Genomic DNA, 21,634 nt, shown 5'->3' on the forward strand with positions numbered 1-21,634 from the left:
ATCAGGTGAAGACGGAACGCCGTTTCATTGTCGGTAGCAGGTTAAAAATCCGCAACATTCCGCTAACTTCCGAAGTGAGTTGTGCGTCACAATTCCGCAAAGATATAAATAACAGATTGTTTTAAAAGGACAATTAAAACCTCTCCGGCTTTGCTTTAGATCGGCAATCGGCATATTATTTTTGAAATTGAATTTCGCATATTGAAATTTAAAGGCGATATAACCACCAATCAGCATCTCGCCGATCGCGGATGCAGGGACCAGGGGCGCATCACATGACACCAGATAATGCGGAACAACCCATTCTTAGCCTCAGCCATATTGTTAAACGCTTTGGCGGCAACGTCGCGGTGAATGACGTCAGCCTGCAGGTGATGCCGGGCGAAGTCCTGGCCCTGCTGGGCGAAAATGGCGCGGGCAAATCGACGCTGATCAAAGTACTGGCCGGGGTTTACCCACGCGACGGGGGCGATATTCAGTTTCAAGGGGCCAGCATAGCCTCCGCCGCGGCAATAAAAAGTGACAGCCGCCAGCCTATTGCCTTTATTCATCAGGATCTCGGGCTGATCGAGTGGATGACGGTGGCGGAAAATATGGCGCTGGTGATGGGTTTCCCGCGCCGCTTCGGCCTGATTGACTGGCGTGCCAACCGCCGCCGCGCCGTTCAGGCACTGCAGGATGTCGGCATAGCGCTGGATCCCGATGCCAGAGTTTTTGAGCTGTCACGCACCGAAAAATCGCTGCTGGCGATCGCCCGGGCGGTCGCGGTTAACGCCGAACTGCTGGTGCTGGATGAACCCACCGCGTCCTTGCCCGCCAACGATGTGCGCCATTTGTTCGCGGTGATTAACCGGCTACGTGCCAAAAAGGTCGGCATGATTTACGTCACCCACCGGCTGGATGAAGTGATCGAGATCGCCGATCGGGTCTGTGTCATGCGCGACGGGCGCTACGTGGCGGGCGGCAATACTGCCGACTACTCGCTGCGCGATCTGGTGCAGATGATCGTGGGTGAAGCGATGGCGGACGATCAGCGCGAACCCTTACCGGAGGATCGCCCACCGGTGCTGCAGCTCAATAACGTGGCGGTGGGCGATATCGGCCCGGTCAGCTTCACTCTGCAGCCCGGAGAAATGCTGGCACTGGCGGGGTTGCGCGGTGCCGGTCAGGAAGAGATTGGCCGGTTGCTGTTCGGCCTGCGTCACGCCGATGAGGGCGAAATCCGCTTTCGCGACCTGCCTTACACCGCCAGCAGCCCACAGCAGGCCATGGCCTGTGGCGTCTCGCTGGTTGCGGGGGATCGCACCGGCGAAAGCCTGGTGATGTCGATGAGCGTGCGTGAAAACCTGTTTATCAACCCTGTGGCCAGCGGCCACAAACTGCTGTCACGCTACAGCCGCCGGGCCGAGATTGGCGCCAGTTGGTGGAAAGTACAGCTGTTCGACGTACGGCCCAAGGACGTCAATATCGATATCAGCGCCCTGTCCGGCGGTAACCAGCAAAAGGTGGTGATGGCGCGCTGGATGCACCTGGGCGCCCCGCTGCTGATCCTGGAAGACCCCACCGCCGGTGTAGACGTGGGCGCACGGGCGGAAATTTATCATCTATTAAATAAATCCCTGGAAGCAGGCGTGGCGGTATTGGTGATCTCCAACGACTTTGAGGAGATCGCCCATATCTGCAACCGCGCACTGGTGTTTAACCGGGGAAAAGTGGTCGGCGAGCTGAAAAATCAGCAGGTGTCATTCGCCAATTTATTGGAACTGGCCTCCGCCAGCTCCGGGGAAACCCTCGCGACAACGTTAGAATCTGAGGTGGGTCATGTCTAAAACATCTGTTAAATCAACGGCACTGGAGCAAAGAGTCAGCCTGTCACAGGACGGTACCGGCCCGTGGCTGATGCAGGTTCTCACCCGCTACGGCCTGCTGCTGCTGTGCATTGCGCTGGTGATCCTGTTTTCGCTGATCTCCCCCTCGTTCGCTTCAATGCTAACGCTGCAGGCGATCCTCTCCAGCAAGGCCAAGATCGCCCTGCTGGCGCTGGCGGCGACCATCCCGATGATCGTCGGCAAGATTGACCTTAACGTCGGCTTCGGCATCGTGCTGTGGCATATCCTGGCCATCACGCTGCAGGTGGAATACGGTTTTTCGTGGCAGATGGCGGTGCTGACGGTACTGGTACTCTCCGCGCTGTACGGCCTGTTGAACGGCATTCTGGTGGCGCTGGCGGATATCGACAGCTTTGTCGCCACGCTGGGATCCGGCACCGTGCTGTACGCCATTGCGCTGTGGCACTCTGGCGGGCGACAGATCGTCGGCGATCTGCCTGACGCCTTTACCGCCCTGCACCACACCGAGATCGGCGGGATCCCGATCGTGGCCTTCTACGTGTTGATCGTCGCGGTAGTGCTGTGGTTGATCACCGAACACACCCCACTGGGCCGTTGCATGTACGCGGTGGGCGGTAACCCGGCGGCCGCGCGGCTGAATGGCATTTCGGTCAATCGCTTTACCATCGGCGCCTTTATTGCCTCCAGCGTGCTGACCGGCTTTAGCGGAGTGTTGATCGCCGCCGAGCAAGGGGTTGGCCAGGCCAGCGTCGGCATGGACTACCTGTTACCGGCGCTGGTTGGCGCCTTCCTCGGCAGCACCACTATTCGTCCCGGCCGGGTTAACGTCTGGGGCACCGTAGTCGGCATCGCCATACTGGCCATCGGCATCGCCGGTATCCAGCAGTTCGGCGGCGATTTCTGGGTCGAACCGCTGTTTAACGGCGCGACGCTGTTGCTGTCGATCACCCTGGCGGGTTATGCCCAGCGCCGCCGGTTACTCAACCAAAAAGCGGTACAACGCATCCCAGCCACTCCGGCTGATAAAAATAACCAAAAAGCGATCAATCCTTAACCAGGAGTTCACCCTATGAAACGTCTTTGGATATTACCGACTACCCTACTGCTGGCCGGCGCAGCCTCATCCGCCTGGGCCGATGCCTATCTTGATCAAGCCACGGCGGCGGTCACCAAGGCCACTGCCAGCGTGACCCAATGGGACGGGCCGACCAGCGGACCGAAGCTACAGGCCAACAAGAAAATCATCTTTATCGCTTCGGACATGAAAAACGGCGGTGTGCAGGGAGTGCAGGAAGGGCTGAGTGAAGCGGCGAAAGCGGCCGGCTGGAAATTGGAAACCCTGGACGGCGGCGGCTCGGTAAAAGATCAGCTGGCGTCGCTGAACCAGGCGATTGCCCAGAAGCCGGACGGCATCGTCATCGGCGGCTGGAACCCGAACGTGGCCAAGATCCCGCTGAAGAAAGCCATCCAGCAAGGAATAGTGCTGACCGCCTGGCATGCGGTGCCTGAGCCGGGACCGATCGCCAAGTACAACGTGTTTTACAATGTCACCTCCGACTCCAACGAAGTGGCGCGCATAGCTGCCCAATATGCGGTGGTGCAGTCCGGCGGCAAGGCCAGCGTGCTGATCTTTACCGATTCGCTGTACCAAATCGCGTTGGACAAGGCCAATGTGATGAAAGAGGAAATAGGTAAATGCAGCGGCTGCAAGGTGGTCGAGTTTATTGACACCCCGCTGGCCGATACCGCCAACCGCATGCCAACCATGACCTTCAGCCTGCTGCAAAAATACGGCGACCAGTTCCAGTACGCGCTGGCCATCAACGATCTGTATTTTGATTTCATGGCACCGGCGCTGAAAACCGCCGGTAAAGGCGGCAAGAATGCGCCCTACAGCATCTCCGCCGGCGACGGCTCTATTTCTGCCTACCAGCGCATCCGTTCCGGGGGCAGCCAGTCGGCCACGGTACCGGAACCGCTCAAACTGCACGGCTGGCAGCTGCTGGACGAGTTCAACCGCGCCTTCGCCAAACAATCGCCTTCCGGCTACGTTACCCCGGCGCATCTGGTGACCCGCGACAATATCACTGCCGACGGTGGCAGCAGCAATCTGTATGACCCGCAGAATGATTATCAGGGCCACTACAAAGCCATTTGGGGCGTGAAGTAAGCGGAGGTCAGCATGAATGAACTGATGGCGGACCACCCGCTTGAACGCCTGTGCTCACCGGCCATTTGGGCCGAGGGGCCGGTATGGCTGCCGCAGCAGGATGCGGTGGTGTTCAGCGATGTGAAGGGCAACCGCATGTTCCGCTGGTCACGACAGGGGGAACTGAGCCTGTGGCGCTCCCCGTCGCACTACGCCAATGGCAATGCGCGCGACGCCGAAGGTCGGGTGGTCAGTTGCGAGCACGGGCGGCGCGGCGTCAGCCGCACCGAAAGTAACGGCGAGGTACAGATGCTGGTCGATCGGGTGGATGGCAAGCGTTTCAACTCCCCCAATGACCTGGCGGTTCGCTCCGACGGCACCCTTTGGTTTAGCGATCCGCCCTATGGCATTACCGGTGATGAAGAGGGTTACAAGTCGGAAAGCCAGGTGATCGGCTGCTACCTGTACTGTTTTGATCCGCGCGACGGCTCGCTGAACATTGCCGCCAGCGATCTACAGCGGCCGAACGGCCTGGCGTTCTCACCGGATGAGTCGCTGCTGTATGTGGCAGACATGTCGATCGTCGATTTCCCGACCCTCGGGCGCAGTGAACTGCGGGTGTATCAGGTCAACGGACGTGAACTGGAAGCCGGTCGGCGTTTCGCCCAGGTTGCGCCCGGTTTCCCGGACGGTTTTTGTGTCGACAGGGCCGGAAACCTGTTTTGCAGCTGTGCCGACGGGGTGCTGATCTTCGACAGCCAGGGTAAACAGCTCGGTAAAATCAATCTGCCGGAACGCGTCTCTAACTGCACCTTCGGCGGGCCGGACGGCAATGAGTTATACATTACCGCCACCACCTCGTTATACCGCATGGTGCTGAATACTCGCGGATAATGGGCAAAAATGAAGATCGCAGAGCGGGCCTGTTCCGCTCTGCTTTGCCACGTCTGAAACGCACCAGCAGGCCAAAACGTGCCGCCGATCACAAATTCACCAAGTTAATTTAACACACTGTTTTATATAAATAACTTTCTCCCCCCTCACTTTGACTTCATCTAACCGCAGGTATAGCATTTATTTGAAATGCAATTTCGCATAATGAAATTTAAAGAACATAAAACAAACAAATGCGCCGTAGCGGAGAATCAGCATGAGAGTGAGTTACCCCGATCTGAAACAGCAATTCAAACGCGTACTTCTGGCGCGGGGCGTGGCCGAAGCCACCGCCGATGACTGTGCCGGTATGTTCGCCGACACCTCCGCCAGCGGCGTTTACTCCCACGGCGTTAACCGTTTCCCACGCTTTATCCAGCAGTTGGACGCGGGTGATATCGTGCCGGACGCCGAACCCAGCAAGCTGCTGTCGCTGGGTGCCATTGAGCAGTGGGACGCCCATCAGGGCATCGGTAACCTCACCGCCCGCAAAATGATGGATCGCGCCATGCAGTTAGCCGACAGTCACGGCATCGGCCTGGTGGCCCTGCGTAACGCCAACCATTGGATGCGCGGTGGCGGCTACGGCTGGCAAGCGGCGGAGAAAGGGTATATCGGCATTTGCTGGACCAATTCGGCAGCCGTGATGCCGCCCTGGGGGGCCAAAGACTGCCGTATCGGCACCAACCCGTTGATCGTGGCGGTACCGGGCAACCCAATCACCATGGTGGATATGTCGATGTCGATGTTCTCCTATGGCGCGCTGGAGCTGAACCGGCTGGCGGGCAAAACCCTGCCGGTGGACGGCGGCTTTGACAACGACGGACAGTTGACGCGCGATCCCGCCACCATTGAAGAAAACCGGCGCATTCTGCCGATGGGCTACTGGAAAGGATCGGCGCTGTCTATCGTGCTGGATATGATTGCCACCCTGCTGTCCGGCGGCTCTTCGGTGGCGGAAGTGACCGAAGACAACCGCGATGAGTACGGCGTGTCGCAGGTGTTTATCGCCATTGAGATCGAACGGCTGATCGACGGTGCCACTCGCGATGCAAAACTGCAGCGCATCATGGACTATATCACCAGCGCCGAACGCGATAACCCGGAGGTGGCTATCCGCCTGCCGGGCCATAAATTCCCGCGCATTCATGCAGAAAACATGCGTGACGGCATCCCGGTGGATGAGCGCATCTGGGCGCGCATTCAGGCGCTGTAACAGGAGAATAACCATGATCTTCGGCCATATCGCCCATACCTCACCGGAGCAGTATCCGGCACCGGTGGCTAGCGCCATCGCCTATTTGCAAAGCACCGACTTTGGCGCCCTGCCCGCCGGACGCTATCAGGATCCCGCCACTGGCTACGTGGTGCAGGTGCTGGATCTGCACACCCAGCAGCCGGGCGATCTGCGGCCCGAAGTGCACCGCAAAAATGTCGACGTGCAGTTTCTGGTCAGCGGCACCGAATTGATCGGCGTAGCGGCCGATCGCGGCGATAACCTGATCCACCAGGAGTTACTGGCGCAGCGCGACATCATTTTTTATCAGGAGGTCGCGGATGAATCCTGGTTAACCATGCAGCCCGGTAACTTTGCGGTATTTTTCCCGCAGGACGTTCATCGCCCGGCCTGCATTAATCAACAGCCCGGCGCTATTCGTAAAGTGGTGGTGAAAATACCGCTGGAATTATTTAGCGCCTAACCGACAGCAAAGAAATTAAAGATAAAAAAACATCGGCCTGCGGGCCGTTGCGGGCGCCCCTACGCCTTAAACCACCAAAACAATAAAATCTGACTCTACAGGTGTACATATGAACACTGCCTCTGTTTCTGTCACTCAAAGCCAGGCGATCCCTAAATTACGCTGGTTGCGGATCGTACCGCCGATCCTGATTACCTGCATCATTTCCTATATGGACCGGGTGAATATCGCCTTCGCCATGCCCGGCGGCATGGATGCCGAGCTGGGTATCACCGCCTCGATGGCCGGACTGGCTGGCGGCATCTTCTTTATCGGTTATCTGTTCCTGCAGGTGCCCGGCGGCAAGCTGGCGGTGTACGGCAACGGCAAAAAATTCATCGGCTGGTCGCTGCTGGCCTGGGCGATCATTTCGGTGCTGACCGGGCTGGTCAGTAACCAATACCAACTGCTGTTCCTGCGCTTTGCCCTGGGCGTCTCCGAGGGCGGCATGCTGCCGGTGGTACTGACCATGATCAGCAACTGGTTCCCGGACAAGGAACGCGGGCGCGCCAATGCCATCGTCATCATGTTCGTGCCGATTGCCGGTATTCTCACCGCCCCGCTGTCCGGCTGGATCATCACCGTCTGGGACTGGCGCATGCTGTTCCTGGTGGAAGGCGCGCTGTCGCTGGTGGTGATGGTGCTGTGGTATTTCACCATCAGCAACCGCCCGCAGGAGGCCAGGTGGATTTCAGCAGCGGAAAAAGACTACCTGATTAAAACGCTGCATGACGAACAACTGCTGATCAAAGGCAAAACGGTGCGCAACGCCTCGCTGCGCCGGGTACTGGGCGACAAGATCATGTGGCAACTGATCCTGGTGAACTTCTTCTACCAAACCGGGATTTATGGCTACACCCTGTGGCTGCCCACCATCCTCAAGGGGCTGACCAACGGCAATATGGAGCAGGTGGGGATGTTGGCGATCCTGCCTTATATCGGCGCCATCTTCGGCATGCTGGTGATTTCCTCACTTTCTGATCGTACCGGTAAACGCAAAATCTTCGTCGCACTGCCGCTGGCCTGCTTCGCCATCTGTATGGCGCTATCAGTGCTGTTGAAGGATCACATCTGGTGGTCCTATGCCGCGCTGGTCGGCTGCGGCGTATTCATCCAGGCGGCAGCCGGGGTGTTCTGGACCATTCCACCCAAACTGTTCAACGCCGAAGTCGCCGGTGGCGCACGCGGTGTGATCAACGCGCTGGGTAATCTGGGTGGCTTCTGTGGCCCCTATATGGTCGGGGTATTGATCAGCCTGTTCAGCAAGGACGTCGGCGTTTACAGCCTGGCGGTATCGCTGGCCATCGCCTCGGTGCTGGCGCTGATGCTGCCGAACAAATGCGACCAAAGTGCGAGGGCCGAATAATGGACTATTGGCTGGGACTGGACTGCGGCGGCACCTTTATCAAGGCCGGGCTGTATGACCGTCAGGGCGCTGAGCTGGGTATCGCTCGCCGCAACCTGGAGATTATCTCGCCCCAGCCCGGCTGGGCGGAACGGGAGATGCCTGCGCTGTGGCACACCGCTGCCGAGGTGATCCGTGAGCTGCTGACCCGCAACCAGATTGCCGCCGGAGATATTCAGGCGGTCGGCATCTCGGCGCAGGGCAAAGGCGCGTTTCTGCTGGACAAGCAGGGGCTGCCGCTGGGCAACGCCATGCTGTCTTCCGATCAGCGTGCGCTGACGCTGGTGCAGGAATGGCAAAAACAGGGCGTGCCGCAAGCGCTGTATCCGCAGACCCGGCAAACGCTGTGGACCGGTCACCCGGTGTCGTTACTGCGTTGGGTTCGGCAGCATCAGCCGGAACGTTATCGCCAGATTGGCAGCGTGCTGATGGCGCACGATTACCTGCGCTACTGCCTGACCGGCGAGCTGGCCTGTGAAGAAACCAATATCTCCGAATCCAACCTGTACCAGATGGCCGCTGGCCGCTATGACCCGGCGCTGGCACAGTTGCTGGGCATCGGCGACATCATGCCGGCACTGCCACCGATAGTGGGTTCGGCCGAGATCGCCGGGCGAGTTAACGCGGCCGCTGCGGCGGCAACCGGGCTGCTGGCGGGTACGCCGGTAGTCGGCGGGCTGTTCGACGTGGTGTCCACCGCTCTGTGTGCTGGGTTGCGGGACGAAACGCGGCTCAACGCGGTGATGGGCACCTGGTCGGTCACCAGCGGCATTACCGACAAAATCACCGAAGGGTTCGACTACCCGTTTGTCTATGGCCGCCACGCTGAAGCCGGTCAATACATTATGCACGAAGCCAGCCCGACCTCGGCCGCCAACCTGGAATGGTTCTGCCGCCAATGGGGCTTGCAGGACTACGCCCAGCTCAACGACTGGGTGGCAACGCTGCCGAAGGCCGACAGCAGCCTGCTGTTTGTTCCCTTCCTGTACGGCTCCAACGCCGGGCTGGGCCTGAGCGCCAGCTTCCACGGTCTGCAGGCCTTCCACCAGCGCGAACATCTGGTGCAGGCAATTTACGAAGGCGTGGTGTTCTGCCATATGACCCACCTTACCCGCATGCGGCAACGCTTCCCTGCGGCCACCGCTCTGCGCGTCACCGGTGGCCCGACCAAATCCGCTCCCTGGATGCAAATGTTCGCCGACGTCAGCGGCCTGCCGGTGGAACTGCCGCAGGTGGAAGAAACCGGCTGCCTGGGTGCGGCCATGGCAGCGATGGTCGGCAGCGGCGCCTTCAGCGATTTCACCGCTGCCCAGCGGGCGTTGGCACCGCGCATCAAACGGGTGCTGCCGGATGCCGCCGCCGCAGAGGCTTACGGTAAAAAATATCAGCGTTATCAGGCGCTGGTAGCAACGCTGCAAACGCTCAATCAACCCGGTCAGGAGGCTCTATGAGCAATAAACCGCGCCTGCAACTGGCGCTCGATCACACCCGGCTGGACGCCGCCCTGCAGACGGCAGACCGCCTGCAACCGCACGTCGACATCATCGAGGCCGGTACCATTTTATGCATCAGCGCCGGTATTCAGGCGGTGAGCGCGCTGCGTGAACGCTGCCCGCAACATACTCTGGTGGCCGACCTGAAAGTAGCCGATGCCGGCGGCACGCTGGCGCAGCAGGCCTTCAGCCACGGTGCCAACTGGATGACGGTGATCTGCGCCGCCCCGTTAGCCACCATGGCCAGTGCGCTGGAAGTGGCGCAACAACACCAGGGGGAGATCCAGATTGAGCTGTTCGGCCGCTGGACGCTGGACGACGCCCGGCAGTGGCGCGAACTCGGTATCCGCCAGGCGATCTACCACCGTGGCCGCGACGCGCAGGCCAGCGGGCAAACCTGGAGCCAACAAGATTTGGATCTGATGAAAGCCCTGTCGGATCTGGGTATTGAGCTGTCGGTCACCGGTGGCATCACACCGACCGATTTACCGCTGTTTAAAGACATCGCCGTCACCGCCTTTATCGTCGGCCGGGCGCTGGCGGAGGCCGACGATCCGCTGGCCGCCGCCGGTCAGTTCCGCACCGTCATTGATGACATCTGGAGAAGTTGATATGCGCCAGCACCCGTTGGGAATCTATGAAAAAGCCTTGCCGAAACACCTGACCTGGCCCGAGCGGCTGGCACTGGCCAAGGCCTGCGGTTTTGATTTTGTCGAAATGTCGGTGGATGAAAGTGACGAACGGCTGGCACGCCTGAGCTGGAGCAAGGAACAGCGGCTGTCGCTGGTCAGCGCCATGCTGGAAACCGGCATCAGCATCCCGTCGATGTGCCTGTCCGGCCACCGGCGCTTTCCGTTCGGCAGCCATGACGATGCGCTGCGCCAGCGCGCCTTCGAGGTGATGGAACAGGCGATTCAACTGGCAAAGGACGTGGGTATCCGCACCATCCAGCTCGCCGGTTATGACGTTTATTACGAGCAGCAGGACGAAAGCACCCTCGCCCGCTTTACCGAAGGCATGCAATGGGCGGTCGAACGCGCCGCCGCCGCCCAGGTGATGCTGGCAGTGGAAATCATGGACACCGCTTTTATAAACTCGATCAGCAAGTGGAAAGCCTGGGACGCCTGCCTGGCATCGCCGTGGTTCACGGTCTATCCGGACGTCGGCAATCTCAGCGCCTGGGGCAATGACGTGGCGCAGGAGCTGGCGCTGGGTATTGATCGCATTGCCGCCATCCATCTGAAAGACACCTATCCGGTCACCGAAAGCTCGCCGGGACAGTTCCGCGATGTGCCCTTTGGCGAAGGCTGTGTCGACTTTGTCGCCGTGTTCCGCACGCTGAAACAGCTTAACTATCGCGGCGCTTTCCTGATTGAAATGTGGACAGAAAAAGCCGAAGAGCCGGTGGCCGAAATCGTTCAGGCACGCCGTTGGATCGAACAAAAAATGCAACAAGGGGGTATGACATGCTAACGCTGCCGCAACTGAAGCAACAGGTACTGGAAGCCAACCTCGACCTGCCGCGCCACAATCTGGTGACTTTCACCTGGGGCAACGTCAGCGCGGTGGATCGCGAACGCGGGCTGGTAGTAATCAAACCTTCCGGCGTGGAATATGAACACATGGCGGCCGGGGACATGGTGGTGGTCGACCTTGCCAGTGGGCAAACCGTCGAGGGCAGCAAAAAACCCTCTTCGGACACCGCCACCCACCTGGCGCTGTACCGCGAATTTGCCGATATTGGCGGCATCGTGCACACCCATTCGCGCCACGCCACCATCTGGGCGCAGGCCGGGCTGGACATCCCCGCCTGGGGCACCACCCACGCCGACTACTTCTACGGTGCCATTCCCTGCACCCGGCTAATGACCGAGGCCGAGATTGAGCATGATTACGAACTGGAGACCGGCAAGGTGATTATCGATACCTTCCGTCGCCGTGGCATCAGCCCGAACGCCATTCCGGCGGTGCTGGTCAACTCACACGGTCCCTTTGCCTGGGGCAAGGACGCACACAGCGCGGTGCACAACGCGGTGGTGCTGGAAGAAATTGCCTATATGGGGATTTTCTCGCGTCAGCTGACGCCGGGCATCGGCAGCATGCAGCCCGCGCTGCTGGACAAACACTACCTGCGTAAGCACGGCAAGAATGCTTACTATGGGCAGTAGATTGGCCGGGACCCCATGATGGTTTTCGGGGCTTAACACTCTCTAATCGCGGTAAAAGTGCACGGCAATGTTTTTATCACCTACCGCCTTTTTCAGCCCCTCTGGCGCAATAACCTTGCCAATGGGGGTGTAGCTGTAGGATGTCTGAAACGTTTCGTAGAAAAGTACCAGGGTCTGGTGGCCGTAGAGCATCAGATCCCCTGCATGGAGGGCACCCGGTCTGCTCTGGCGGGTGGGTAAGCTATGAGCGAGATCGGCAAATTTCTCATTGCCGTTAAGCTCTTCCATGTTCAGCGTCAGAGGGAGTTGTTCAACAAAAGCCTTGGCCGCCGCTGTATCCGATAACGAAATTTCGTATGTCTGCTGATTGATACTCATATTGATTGTCATAGGGTTTTCCTTTTCCGTCTGACCTGGGGTAATGGCATAAACGGGAAACAGGCCATTCGCGACCAGGCAAAGTAACAGAAAGCACGGTTTATTCATTCCGTCTCCTCCGAAATATGCCGCGCCTTTTCGGGCGCGGCTTTTGTCATTATTTCAGGTTAGTCTTGAAGAACGATGTCAGCTTAGCAAAAGGGATCAGGTCAGTGCGGTCATACAGATCGACATGGCCAGCCCCTGGAACCACAAACAGTTCCTTCGGCTGCCCGGCGCGTTTATACGCATCTTCACTGAATTCTTTCGAATGTGCCTGGTCGCCAGTAATAAACAGCATTGGGCGTGGTGAAATGGTTTCAATATCATTGAACGGATAGAAATTCATAAACTTGCCGATGCTGCTCAACACAGGCTTCGTAGTCAGTTCCTCTTTATCGCCCTTAGGCGTGTAGCCGCCGCGCTCAGTCCGGTAGAAGTCAAAGAATTCACGCTGGATTGCCGGTGTAGAATCATCCAGCTTATTAACCGTTCCAGGGATGTAAACCGTAGCGCCGCCTTTAAATTCGGCAAATCGCTGTTCGATGGCAGACTTAATAAAGGCCTGGCGTTGTGCTAACGACTGAGAATGGTTCAGTCCATTACGGAAAGCTGAGCCCATATCGTACATGCTGACCGTGGCGATCGCTTTCATGCGAGGGTCTATTTTGGCGGCGCTAATAACAAAACTGCCACTGCCGCAAATACCCAACACACCGATTTTCTCTGGATCCACATACGGCTGCGTGCTCAGGTAATCGACTGCCGCGCTGACGTCGTCAGCATAGATTTCCGGCGAGATTAAGTGCCTCGGTTTACCTTCACTTTCCCCCCAAAATGACAGATCAATCGCCAGCGTCACAAACCCCTGCTCCGCCAGTTTTTGCGCGTACAGGTTTGAACTCTGCTCTTTCACTGCGCCCATCGGATGGCCAATAACGATCGCCGGATTTTTCACATGACGGTTGATCTCTTTCGGAATAAACAGATTGCCGACAACGTTCATCTGGTACTGATTTTTGAAGGTCACTTTTTCCAGTATGACCTTATCGCTTTGGTAGAAGTTGTCCGCGCCATTGGACATATCGGCAGCAGTGGCGGCGAACGAGCTGATTAACAGCCCCAGCGCCAGGGTCATATTTTTCATGAAGCTAATCCTCTAATGTGTGTTGTGTTTTTGACGTGCGGTGAGAAAGGTCAGTGCGGCCGCGATGAGAAGCAACCCGCCGCTCAGGGCAAATGTGCTTTGCCAGCCGAGATGGTCAAATGCAAAGCCACCGGCGGTGGATCCCAGTGCTATGGCAAGCTGAATGGCTGCCACCATCAGCCCGCCCCCCGCCTCCGCATCATTCGGCAGCGTTCGTGCGACCCATGCCCACCACCCGGTTGGCGCGGCTGTCGCAATCAGTCCCCAGATACCCAGCAAGGGGGCAACTACCCAAACGCTGTGCCCGACCAGGATCAACATCCCGGCAATGCTCGCCATCAGCAGAGGAATGGCAATCAGTGTCGGGTAAAACCCGGCTTTCAAAAATGCGCCAATGACCAGCGTGCCAATAAAACCCGCCACGCCAATGATGAGCAGAATGAGGGTTAAGGTGCTGACATCGACTCGGGTCACCGTCTCAAGGAACGGGCGTAGGTAGGTAAATAGCGCGAACTGGCCCATGAAGAACAGTCCACAAGCCAACAGGCCAGTAGGTACACCGGGGTAGCTGAACAGACGGAAAATCGAGCCGGATGACTGGCGGCCTTTATCGGCTTCCATTGAAGGCAGGCTGAACCACTGCCAGATGAAGGCCACTATCGCCACCGGCAACAGGCAGAAAAAGGCCCCGCGCCAGCCGATGGTTGCCCCCAGATAGCTACCCAAAGGGGCTGCCACAACGGTAGCCAGCGCATTACCGCCGTTAAAAATGGCTAAAGCGCGTGGCACCAGACGCTGAGGGACCAGGCGAATGGCGGTCGCAGCGGACATCGACCAGAATCCCCCGATAGCGATACCAATCAGCGCTCGCCCCACCATATAGACCAGGTAGCTGGAGGACAGGGAGATAATCATCCCCGACATTGCCATCAGAACCGTCATCCCCAACAGAAGAACTTTACGGTTCAGATTTCCGACAACGCTGGACATGGTCAGGCTGGTCAATAGCGCCAGCCCCCCAGAAATGGCAATGCCCTGCCCTGCCAAGCCCTCAGTCACGCCCAGGTCCCTGGTAATGGGTGTCAGCAAGCTGACCGGCATAAATTCCGATGCAATCAGCACAAACACACACAGGGTCATGGCAAAAACGCCGCTCCAGCATGCGCGCTCTTGGTTATGCGGTGTTTCACGGCTCAATGTGGACATAATCAACCTCTCTGACGCTCCCCTGGCCAAATGCAGGCAAGCCGGGGGCCGACGCTATTCACGGGAATAGCGACTCAAAATGTGTATCAAGAATGAAGAGCGATAGTTGTTTATCGCCAGAGTTATCTCTTACTGAAATTTTCACACGACAGGTGTAGCCTGACTAGCTAATGAATACTTAATGGGCTTATAAGCTGTGGTTATTAATCCTGAGGGCCTCGCTAATGAAACGTAACCTGAATGACCTGCTTTATTTCGTTACCGTGGCCCGTGAAGGGAGCTTTACGCGTGCAGCGGCTCATATGGGTGTGACGCAACCGGCTCTCAGCCAGGCAATTTCAGCCCTGGAAGAGCGTATGCAGATCCGCCTGCTCACCCGAACCACCCGAAGCGTCTCGCCTACGGTTGCCGGAGAACGTCTCTTGCAGGCTATCGGTAATCGCTTCGACGAGATTGAAGCTGAGCTGGATATGCTCACGGAGCTGCGCGATAAACCCGCAGGCACCGTGCGAATCACCTGCGGCCCGGATGTCCTGCGCACCACACTGTTGCCAAAGCTGACGCCGCTGCTGCATGAATACCCGGATATCCGTATCGAGTTCGATGCTAACCACGGCTTCCGCGATATCGTCGCCGACCGTTTTGATGCCGGGGTTCGCCTGGGAGATACCATCGATAAGGATATGATTGCCCTGCCCATCGGCCCGAAATTACGCATGGCGGCCGTCGCCTCGCCGGACTATTTCTCACGTTATCCCATCCCGCAAACGCCTCATGAACTGACGCAACATCAATGCATTAATCAGCGCATGGTCCGATCTGGCGGGCTCTACGTCTGGGATTTCGATCAGGATGGGGGCGATCTGAATGTGCGGGTGAGCGGACAGCTTACGTTCAATACATCCGAACATATTGTCGATGCGGCGCTGGCAGGCTTGGGCATTGCTTTTCTTCCGGAAGAAGAGTTTGGCTCACACATCAGAGAGGGCCGGCTGCTCCGTGTCCTCGAAGCCTGGTGTCAGCCTTTTCCCGGATACTACCTCTACTACCCCAGTCGCAAGCAAGTCTCCCCCGCGTTTTCATTGGTGGTTGATGCCCTGCGCATATCCCGGAAACGACAACCGGCAAATTTAATCAAATGAAACAGAGAATTGGGATAACCCTTCTGGCTCTAAAATTGTTGGCATAATGCTTTCGTCACAACGCCAGCTTATGACAGCAAGCTGCCCACAGGCGGTTTTGAACGATACAGGGTCGTCATTCGCCTGTCGGTTTAAAATTCGTTATCATCCGCACCCACTCTCCCTCTGGTTGGCCTGATGTCCAAGATTATCGATACCTTTATTGCCCCACCGTGCCATGACCAGATCGAGATCCTCTATCAGGACGAGAGTCTGGTGCTGATCAACAAGCCCACCGGGTTACTCAGCCTGTCGGGGAAGAATCCGCAAAATCTCGATTCGGTGCATCATCGGCTGGTACAGCAATTCCCCGGCTGTACTTTGATCCACCGCCTGGATTTCGGCACTTCCGGGCTGATGGTGATTGCCCGCAATAAGGCTATCAATGCCGCCCTCTGCCAACAGTTCAGCCAGCGCACAGTGACCAAAGTGTACAGCGCACTGCTGTGTGGGCATCTGGACGACAACGAAGGGGTGATAGACGCAGCGATTGCCAAAGATCCGGCGCTGTTCCCGCTGATGTCGATTTGCGCCATCCACGGCAAGCCAGCTCGCTCTGGCTATCGGGTCATTGAACGCTTTTACCACGAGTTGGAAGACGGGAGATCACTGCCATTGACGCGGGTACAGCTAACCCCGGAAACCGGGCGTACCCATCAACTGCGCATCCACTGCCAGCAGTTGGGCCACCCTATTTTGGGCTGCGACCTGTATGGCGGTCGCCTGCTGCCGGGTACCGAACAGACCCCGCGGCTGATGCTGCACGCCAGTGAGCTGCATTTTGTTCATCCTGTCAGCCAAGAGCCGATCAAAGCCCATAATGCCAGCCCGTTCTGAACGCGGTAGAAACGGCATTGATGTACCTGGAGCAGAGCTACAAAAATAAAACTGCCCTATTAACGACATGTTGTTAAGCTAATGCGAAGATTAATCGATAATTTGGGGAATGTGCTTCCCATATCACGGGAAACACAGGCTTTCACTCAAAGAGTAAAATGATGGAACTGAATCGTATTGGTGATATTGCGGCCTTCGTCGCAGCCGTTGACGCCGGGAGTTACACCCGTGCCACGCCAAGCGTTGGTCTTTCTCGTTCAGCTATCGGCAAAAGCATTACACGCCTGGAGGCACAATTGGGCGTGAGATTACTTAACCGGACCACTCGTCAGCTCAGTCTGACGGAAGAGGGGCGGATTATGTACGATCGCTGTAAGCAAATACTGGAAGACCTGGAGGAAGTTGATGCAACCATGGCTCTGCGCAGGGAAAAGCCCACTGGAACGCTTCGCCTGACGGCACCATTATCGCTGGGACAGCGTCACATACTTCCTGTTATCGACAGTTTTTTGAAAAAGTGGCCTGAGTTGCGGGCATATATCGTTTTTACCGATCGCTATGTTGACCTGATCGAGGAAGGATTCGATATTGCCATCCGCATTGGAGAGCCGAAAGATGACTCGCGGATACTGACCAGAACTATCGCCACTCAGCACATGGTCACCTGCGCTTCGCCGGAATACCTTTCCCTGCACGGTGTGCCTGTTGTGCCGGAAGATCTCTCCAGACACGACATCATCTTCTTACGCAGTGCTGAAAAACGTCGTTCATGGCGCTATCAGACACCAGAGGGGTATTTCATTTACGACGGCCCAGGCCGTATGGATATCGACAGTTCAGAGGCCATGCTCTCCTCCGCTATCTCCGGCTTTGGTATCATACAGCTTCCTGACTACCTGGTATTTCAGTCTCTCGAAAAGGGGGAACTGACAGCCATTCTCACCGAGTATAAAACGGAACCTGAGCCAGTAAGAATTATTTACCCCAGTAAACGCCATTTATCCCCAAGAATTCGTGGTTTTGTTGACATGATTGCGGAAGACTGGCAAAGCAACGGCGTCCCCTGGAAAGGGCGTTGATTACATACTTGTTTTTTATTTAACTGCGCCAGCATTAATGACATGTTTATATTAATTCTGATAGTAACACCTGCGTGCAACACACCAAAATTATCTTTAATTATCAATATACCAAACCCGTTCATATAGCGAGCTGCCTTTATTTAAAATCCTTCTGAGCAATTCCGTCCCGTCATATGGGAAGCACATTCCCGAATTTTTGTTTTATTGTGTTGCGACAGACTTAATTAAACTAATTAGCAGGTATTAATATGTCAAAACTTACACTGCCGCTGCACCTCCAACAACATACTGCTTTCAAACGTGTATTTCAGCCGGGTAAACTGACCTTTGGTCTTATTGCCCCCTTTAAAGGATATCCTGAAGGCCCGATTCCAAATATGGACGATCACCGCGAATTAGCGCAAATGGCCGATGAGGGTGGGATTTCTGCCTTGTGGGTACGCGATGTTCCTTTCTACGATCCTAATTTTGGTGATGTCGGTCAGGTCTATGATCCGATGGTAGATTTAGGCTACCTCGCTGCGATCACCAAAAATATCGCATTAGGCAGTGCCGGGATTGTATCTCCACTGCGTAATCCTGTGCTTACCGCCAAGCAGGCGGCGAGTGTGGATCGTCTGTCAGGTGGGCGCTTTCTTCTGGGAATGTCGAGTGGTGACCGTCCGGTTGAGTATCCAGCCTTTGGTTATGAATTTAACAATCGAGCCGATCGTTTCAGAGAAGCATGGGATGTTGTTCGTCTGCTGACTGAAAACAGTTTCCCCAAAGGCTCGACAGAATATTACGGCAACTTCAACGGCGGGATTGATTTAGTGCCAAAACCGACCGTTCCACGCCTGCCAATGATCACCATTGGCCGTGCCCGTCAGGAGATGTCCTGGTTCGCCAATCAATCTGATGCCTGGATTTGGCATGGCGTTGATCCTAAACGCTCGGGTGATATCGTGAATGAAATTGCCGAACTTGGAGATGGCAAGACATGGCATCCGTTTGGCTATTCGAACTTCCTGGATTTAAGTGAAAACCCGGATGAACCTTTACGCCTGTTCAATAATGTATTCATGAGCGCGGGCCGAAACACCCTGATGGAATACTGGAAGCAGCAGGAGAGCGTTGGCGTATCTCATATCGCGCTGAATCTCAAGCCAAGCAAGCGCCCGGCGAAAGAGGTGTTACAGGAACTGATTGAGGATGTTTTACCGTCGTTTTCAGCAAATTCGTAAGCTAAATATCAGCATTTTAGAAACGCCAGGAGGTGGCCAAGACGCCATCCTCCTGGTTTTTTCAGGAACATTATTCCCAGTAGCGCCGGTCCCTGAGTATGAGCATCGAAGATGCGGAAACGATGGAGATAGCGGTTAAGCTTCTTACCATTGAAAAACTCATCAACATCTCCCTCACGGCATCCCCCCGCAAGCCCCAGGCTCTGGTGTATACTCGGGGTTCTACGCCATGCAAGCCAAAGCGGCTTTGGATCAGGCCCGTTTCAGCAAGAACCTGACGCCTACATTGCCCTCCAGCCAGCTCCACACTCGTCTATTCAAGTGGAACCTCCATGAGCCAAAACACCGCTCGTATCAGTGAGATCATCGATAACGCGAAGATCTCGCCTTACCAGATCCTGATCCTCAGCCTGTGCTTTCTTATCGTCCTGTTGGACGGTTTTGATACCGCCGTCATTGGTTACATTGCCCCTGCCCTGCGTGAAGAGTGGGGCCTGCTGCCTGCACAGTTATCTCCTGCCTTCGGCGCGGGGTTGCTGGGCCTGTTAATCGGCAGTCTGATCTTCGGTCCGGTCGCCGATGCCATTGGCCGCAAACGCGTGCTGCTGGTCTCGATACTGATCTTTGGCGGGGGTACCCTGGCCTCGGCCTATACCTATTCCATCGAGTCGCTGACCCTGCTGCGTTTAATCACTGGCATCGGTTTGGGTGGCGCAATGCCCACCTGTATCACCCTCAGTTCGGAGTACTCCCCGGCACGTCGGCGGATGATCATGGTCACTCTGAGTTGGAGCGGTTTCACCGCCGGTCTGGCTCTGGGCGGTCTGCTTGCCGGGCAGATTATCCCGGCGTTCGGCTGGCGTGGCGTACTGATGCTCGGTGGTATTGTGCCGTTGTTGCTGCTGCCATTGCTGGCCTGGCAGATGCCCGAGTCCGTGCGCTTTATGACTTCCAGCCCAAAACATGCCGATAGGTTACGTCTGGTGGTCGAACGCATTACTGGTAAAAGCTGGGCCGGCGTGGCGATTATTGATGACGAGCGCCCAACGCAGGTCAGATCGCCGATATCGCACCTGTTCATCGAAGGCCGCGCGGTGCGTACCCTGCTGCTGTGGCTGGCCTTCTTCTGCTCGCTGTTCGTGTTTTACCAACTCACCAGTTGGCTGCCGAGCATTCTCAAGGATGCCGGTTACGATATCGTCCACGCATCACGCATTGGGGCGATGGTGCCACTGGGCGGCACTCTCGGGGCAATCCTGATGGCGCTGCTGATGGACCGCGTTGGGCCTTACCGGGTGCTGGCCCTGTCCTACCTGGGTGCAGCGCTGGTTGTCGGTGCCACCGGCTATTTAATGGGTGATGTCTATACGCTGGCCGCCACCGTGTTCCTCATCGGTTTCGGCGTGGCTGGTGCACAGAACGGTTTGAATCTGGTTTCCGCCACTATCTACCCCACTGCGGCTCGCGTCACCGGGGTAAGCTGGGCGATGGCCAGCGGCCGCTTCGGTTCCATCGTCGGTTCGATGCTCGGAGCCTGGATGATTGCCGCTGCGGGTTCCTCTGAAGTGTTCTTTATCTGGCTGGCGCTGCCGGTGTTGGTGGGCTCTGCCGCCATCTTCCTGCTCTACCGCCTCAGTTTGAATCGTCGGGCACCTGCGGCTGACTCTGCATGACCCAACTGACCCAATAAAAAAGCCGAGACCCATCTCAGTGATGTCGTCTCGGCCGGCAATAAAAAAGGGGCCTGGGCCCCTGTTCGTTATTCCGCTTTCGCGGTGGTCGCATCGTTGCGATACAGATGAACGTCCATCTGCGGGAACGGAATACCGATGTTGTTGGCATCCAGCGCGCGCTTGAAGTTCTCCATCAGATCGAAGTACACGTTCCAGTACTCGGCATTGGTGGTCCAGGAGCGGGTCACGAAGTTCAGTGAAGAAGGCGCCATCTCGTTCAGACGCACGGTCACGCCTTTGGCGTGCATGATGCGCTTGTCGGCGGCGATCACATCGCCCAGTACCTTTTTCACCACATCGATATCGGCGTTATAAGCCACGCCGACCACGATATCCACACGGCGGTTCGGCTCGCGGGAATAGTTGATGATGTTACCGGCGATGATTTTACCGTTCGGTACCACGATGGTTTTGTTGTCTGCGGTGCGCAGCGTGGTGGAAAAAATCTGCACCTGATCCACGGTACCGGCTACGCCGCCCAGATCAACATACTCACCGGCACGCAGTGGACGGAAGGCCACCAGCAACACGCCTGCGGCGAAGTTGGACAGCGAGCCCTGCAGCGCCAAACCGACGGCCAAACCGGCGGCACCCAGCACGGCGATCACTGAGGTGGTCTGTACGCCAACGCGCCCCAGTACAGCGATAAAGGTGAAGGCCAGAATGCCGTAACGCGCCATGGCCGACAGGAAATCCGCTACCGTGGCATCGATGCCGCGCAGCTTCATCACCCGGTTTACCGCATTGCTGACTATACGGGCAATGATCGAACCAATGATGAAAATAACGATCGCCGCGACGATGTTCACCGCATACTTAATCAATAAATCCTGGTTCTGCACCAGCCAGTTACCGGCACCGTTGATGCCGTCTACTACGTTCAGATCTTTCATTCGTGTCGTCCTAACTTTTCCCTAAGGGGATAAACTCGCAAAAAAGACTGACATAGGGCGTCAGTCGGAAACCACCGCCCTAGGTTAACTAACATTTCCGCAGCATGCCAACCGTAAGCGGTAAAAATAGCCGAACTTCCTCTATGCTGAACACAGCGCTATCACCTTTATCAGGATA

Annotated in this window: 20 protein-coding genes; 16 read left to right on the top strand and 4 right to left on the bottom strand. The window is 56.8% G+C overall.

All coding sequences use genetic code 11. From position 1 onward, the window contains the following. The first annotated feature begins 275 nt into the window (after positions 1-275). The 11 genes from NHG65_RS21430 (at position 276) to araD (ending at position 11,737) form a co-directional block, all read left to right on the top strand. Positions 276-1,829 carry a sugar ABC transporter ATP-binding protein gene (locus tag NHG65_RS21430; protein WP_489844799.1) on the top strand — a complete coding sequence of 518 codons (1,554 nt, stop codon included), beginning with the start codon at positions 276-278 and terminating at the stop codon, positions 1,827-1,829. Continuing rightward, positions 1,822-2,904, top strand: a complete 1,083-nt coding sequence (locus tag NHG65_RS21435; RefSeq protein ID WP_085118751.1) for an ABC transporter permease — start codon at positions 1,822-1,824, stop codon at positions 2,902-2,904. The genes NHG65_RS21430 and NHG65_RS21435 overlap by 8 nt, the downstream gene beginning before the upstream one ends. A gap of 15 nt (positions 2,905-2,919) precedes the next feature. Next, positions 2,920-4,020, top strand: a complete 1,101-nt coding sequence (locus NHG65_RS21440) for an ABC transporter substrate-binding protein (protein WP_489844800.1) — start codon at positions 2,920-2,922, stop codon at positions 4,018-4,020. Positions 4,021-4,032: 12 nt separating this feature from the next. Beyond that, positions 4,033-4,893: an SMP-30/gluconolactonase/LRE family protein gene (locus NHG65_RS21445; protein WP_413502462.1), complete on the top strand. Its 861-nt coding sequence runs from the start codon at positions 4,033-4,035 to the stop codon at positions 4,891-4,893. Between the two features lie 256 nt (positions 4,894-5,149). After that, positions 5,150-6,148, top strand: coding sequence for a 3-dehydro-L-gulonate 2-dehydrogenase (gene yiaK / locus NHG65_RS21450; protein ID WP_207979456.1), 999 nt, complete (start codon positions 5,150-5,152; stop codon positions 6,146-6,148). 13 nt (positions 6,149-6,161) lie between these two features. Then, positions 6,162-6,632, top strand: a complete 471-nt coding sequence (locus tag NHG65_RS21455) for a NanQ anomerase/TabA/YiaL family protein (protein ID WP_129937029.1) — start codon at positions 6,162-6,164, stop codon at positions 6,630-6,632. 109 nt (positions 6,633-6,741) lie between these two features. Continuing rightward, positions 6,742-8,037, top strand: a complete 1,296-nt coding sequence (locus NHG65_RS21460) for an MFS transporter (RefSeq protein ID WP_099065312.1) — start codon at positions 6,742-6,744, stop codon at positions 8,035-8,037. Continuing rightward, positions 8,037-9,527: an FGGY-family carbohydrate kinase gene (locus NHG65_RS21465; protein WP_499182655.1), complete on the top strand. Its 1,491-nt coding sequence runs from the start codon at positions 8,037-8,039 to the stop codon at positions 9,525-9,527. The genes NHG65_RS21460 and NHG65_RS21465 overlap by 1 nt, the downstream gene beginning before the upstream one ends. Continuing rightward, the gene (ulaD, locus tag NHG65_RS21470; RefSeq protein ID WP_499182656.1) at positions 9,524-10,180 is read left to right on the top strand and encodes a 3-keto-L-gulonate-6-phosphate decarboxylase UlaD; all 657 of its coding nucleotides are present in this window, start codon (positions 9,524-9,526) and stop codon (positions 10,178-10,180) included. Before NHG65_RS21465 ends, ulaD begins: the two co-directional genes overlap by 4 nt. A 1-nt stretch (position 10,181) precedes the next feature. Then, the gene (locus NHG65_RS21475; RefSeq protein ID WP_085118762.1) at positions 10,182-11,042 is read left to right on the top strand and encodes an L-ribulose-5-phosphate 3-epimerase; all 861 of its coding nucleotides are present in this window, start codon (positions 10,182-10,184) and stop codon (positions 11,040-11,042) included. Further along, positions 11,036-11,737, top strand: coding sequence for an L-ribulose-5-phosphate 4-epimerase (araD, locus tag NHG65_RS21480; protein ID WP_219016909.1), 702 nt, complete (start codon positions 11,036-11,038; stop codon positions 11,735-11,737). The genes NHG65_RS21475 and araD overlap by 7 nt, the downstream gene beginning before the upstream one ends. Positions 11,738-11,779: 42 nt before the next feature. On the opposite strand, the gene NHG65_RS21485 is transcribed toward araD, so the two are convergent. Genes NHG65_RS21485 through NHG65_RS21495 form a run of 3 tightly spaced genes read right to left on the bottom strand, consistent with a single transcriptional unit; the run spans position 11,780 to position 14,507 of the window. Continuing rightward, positions 11,780-12,223 (bottom strand): cyclophilin-like fold protein, encoded by a 444-nt coding sequence (locus tag NHG65_RS21485; protein ID WP_207979462.1) that lies wholly within the window; start codon positions 12,221-12,223, stop codon positions 11,780-11,782. Between the two features lie 49 nt (positions 12,224-12,272). Continuing rightward, on the bottom strand, positions 12,273-13,301 hold the full coding sequence (locus NHG65_RS21490) for an alpha/beta hydrolase (RefSeq protein WP_499182657.1): 1,029 nt from the start codon (positions 13,299-13,301) through the stop codon (positions 12,273-12,275). Positions 13,302-13,313: 12 nt separating this feature from the next. Next, positions 13,314-14,507 (bottom strand): MFS transporter, encoded by a 1,194-nt coding sequence (locus NHG65_RS21495; RefSeq protein ID WP_499182658.1) that lies wholly within the window; start codon positions 14,505-14,507, stop codon positions 13,314-13,316. 224 nt (positions 14,508-14,731) lie between these two features. Here NHG65_RS21495 and NHG65_RS21500 point away from each other — a divergent pair, with 224 nt between their 5' ends. The 5 genes from NHG65_RS21500 (at position 14,732) to NHG65_RS21520 (ending at position 20,503) form a co-directional block, all read left to right on the top strand. Continuing rightward, the gene (locus tag NHG65_RS21500; protein WP_499182659.1) at positions 14,732-15,649 is read left to right on the top strand and encodes a LysR family transcriptional regulator; all 918 of its coding nucleotides are present in this window, start codon (positions 14,732-14,734) and stop codon (positions 15,647-15,649) included. 177 nt (positions 15,650-15,826) lie between these two features. After that, positions 15,827-16,525, top strand: coding sequence for an RluA family pseudouridine synthase (locus NHG65_RS21505; protein WP_261425305.1), 699 nt, complete (start codon positions 15,827-15,829; stop codon positions 16,523-16,525). A 161-nt stretch (positions 16,526-16,686) separates the two neighbouring features. Next, the gene (locus NHG65_RS21510) at positions 16,687-17,604 is read left to right on the top strand and encodes a LysR substrate-binding domain-containing protein (RefSeq protein WP_099065329.1); all 918 of its coding nucleotides are present in this window, start codon (positions 16,687-16,689) and stop codon (positions 17,602-17,604) included. Between the two features lie 251 nt (positions 17,605-17,855). Further along, positions 17,856-18,830, top strand: coding sequence for an LLM class oxidoreductase (locus NHG65_RS21515; RefSeq protein ID WP_099065304.1), 975 nt, complete (start codon positions 17,856-17,858; stop codon positions 18,828-18,830). Between the two features lie 332 nt (positions 18,831-19,162). Continuing rightward, positions 19,163-20,503: an MFS transporter gene (locus NHG65_RS21520; protein WP_207979470.1), complete on the top strand. Its 1,341-nt coding sequence runs from the start codon at positions 19,163-19,165 to the stop codon at positions 20,501-20,503. Between the two features lie 86 nt (positions 20,504-20,589). On the opposite strand, the gene mscS is transcribed toward NHG65_RS21520, so the two are convergent. Then, the gene (gene mscS / locus NHG65_RS21525) at positions 20,590-21,456 is read right to left on the bottom strand and encodes a small-conductance mechanosensitive channel MscS (RefSeq protein WP_499182660.1); all 867 of its coding nucleotides are present in this window, start codon (positions 21,454-21,456) and stop codon (positions 20,590-20,592) included. Between the last annotated feature and the right edge of the window lie 178 nt (positions 21,457-21,634).

The organism is Serratia myotis, from assembly GCF_027474885.1.
GTDB classification, from domain to species: domain Bacteria; phylum Pseudomonadota; class Gammaproteobacteria; order Enterobacterales; family Enterobacteriaceae; genus Serratia; species Serratia proteamaculans.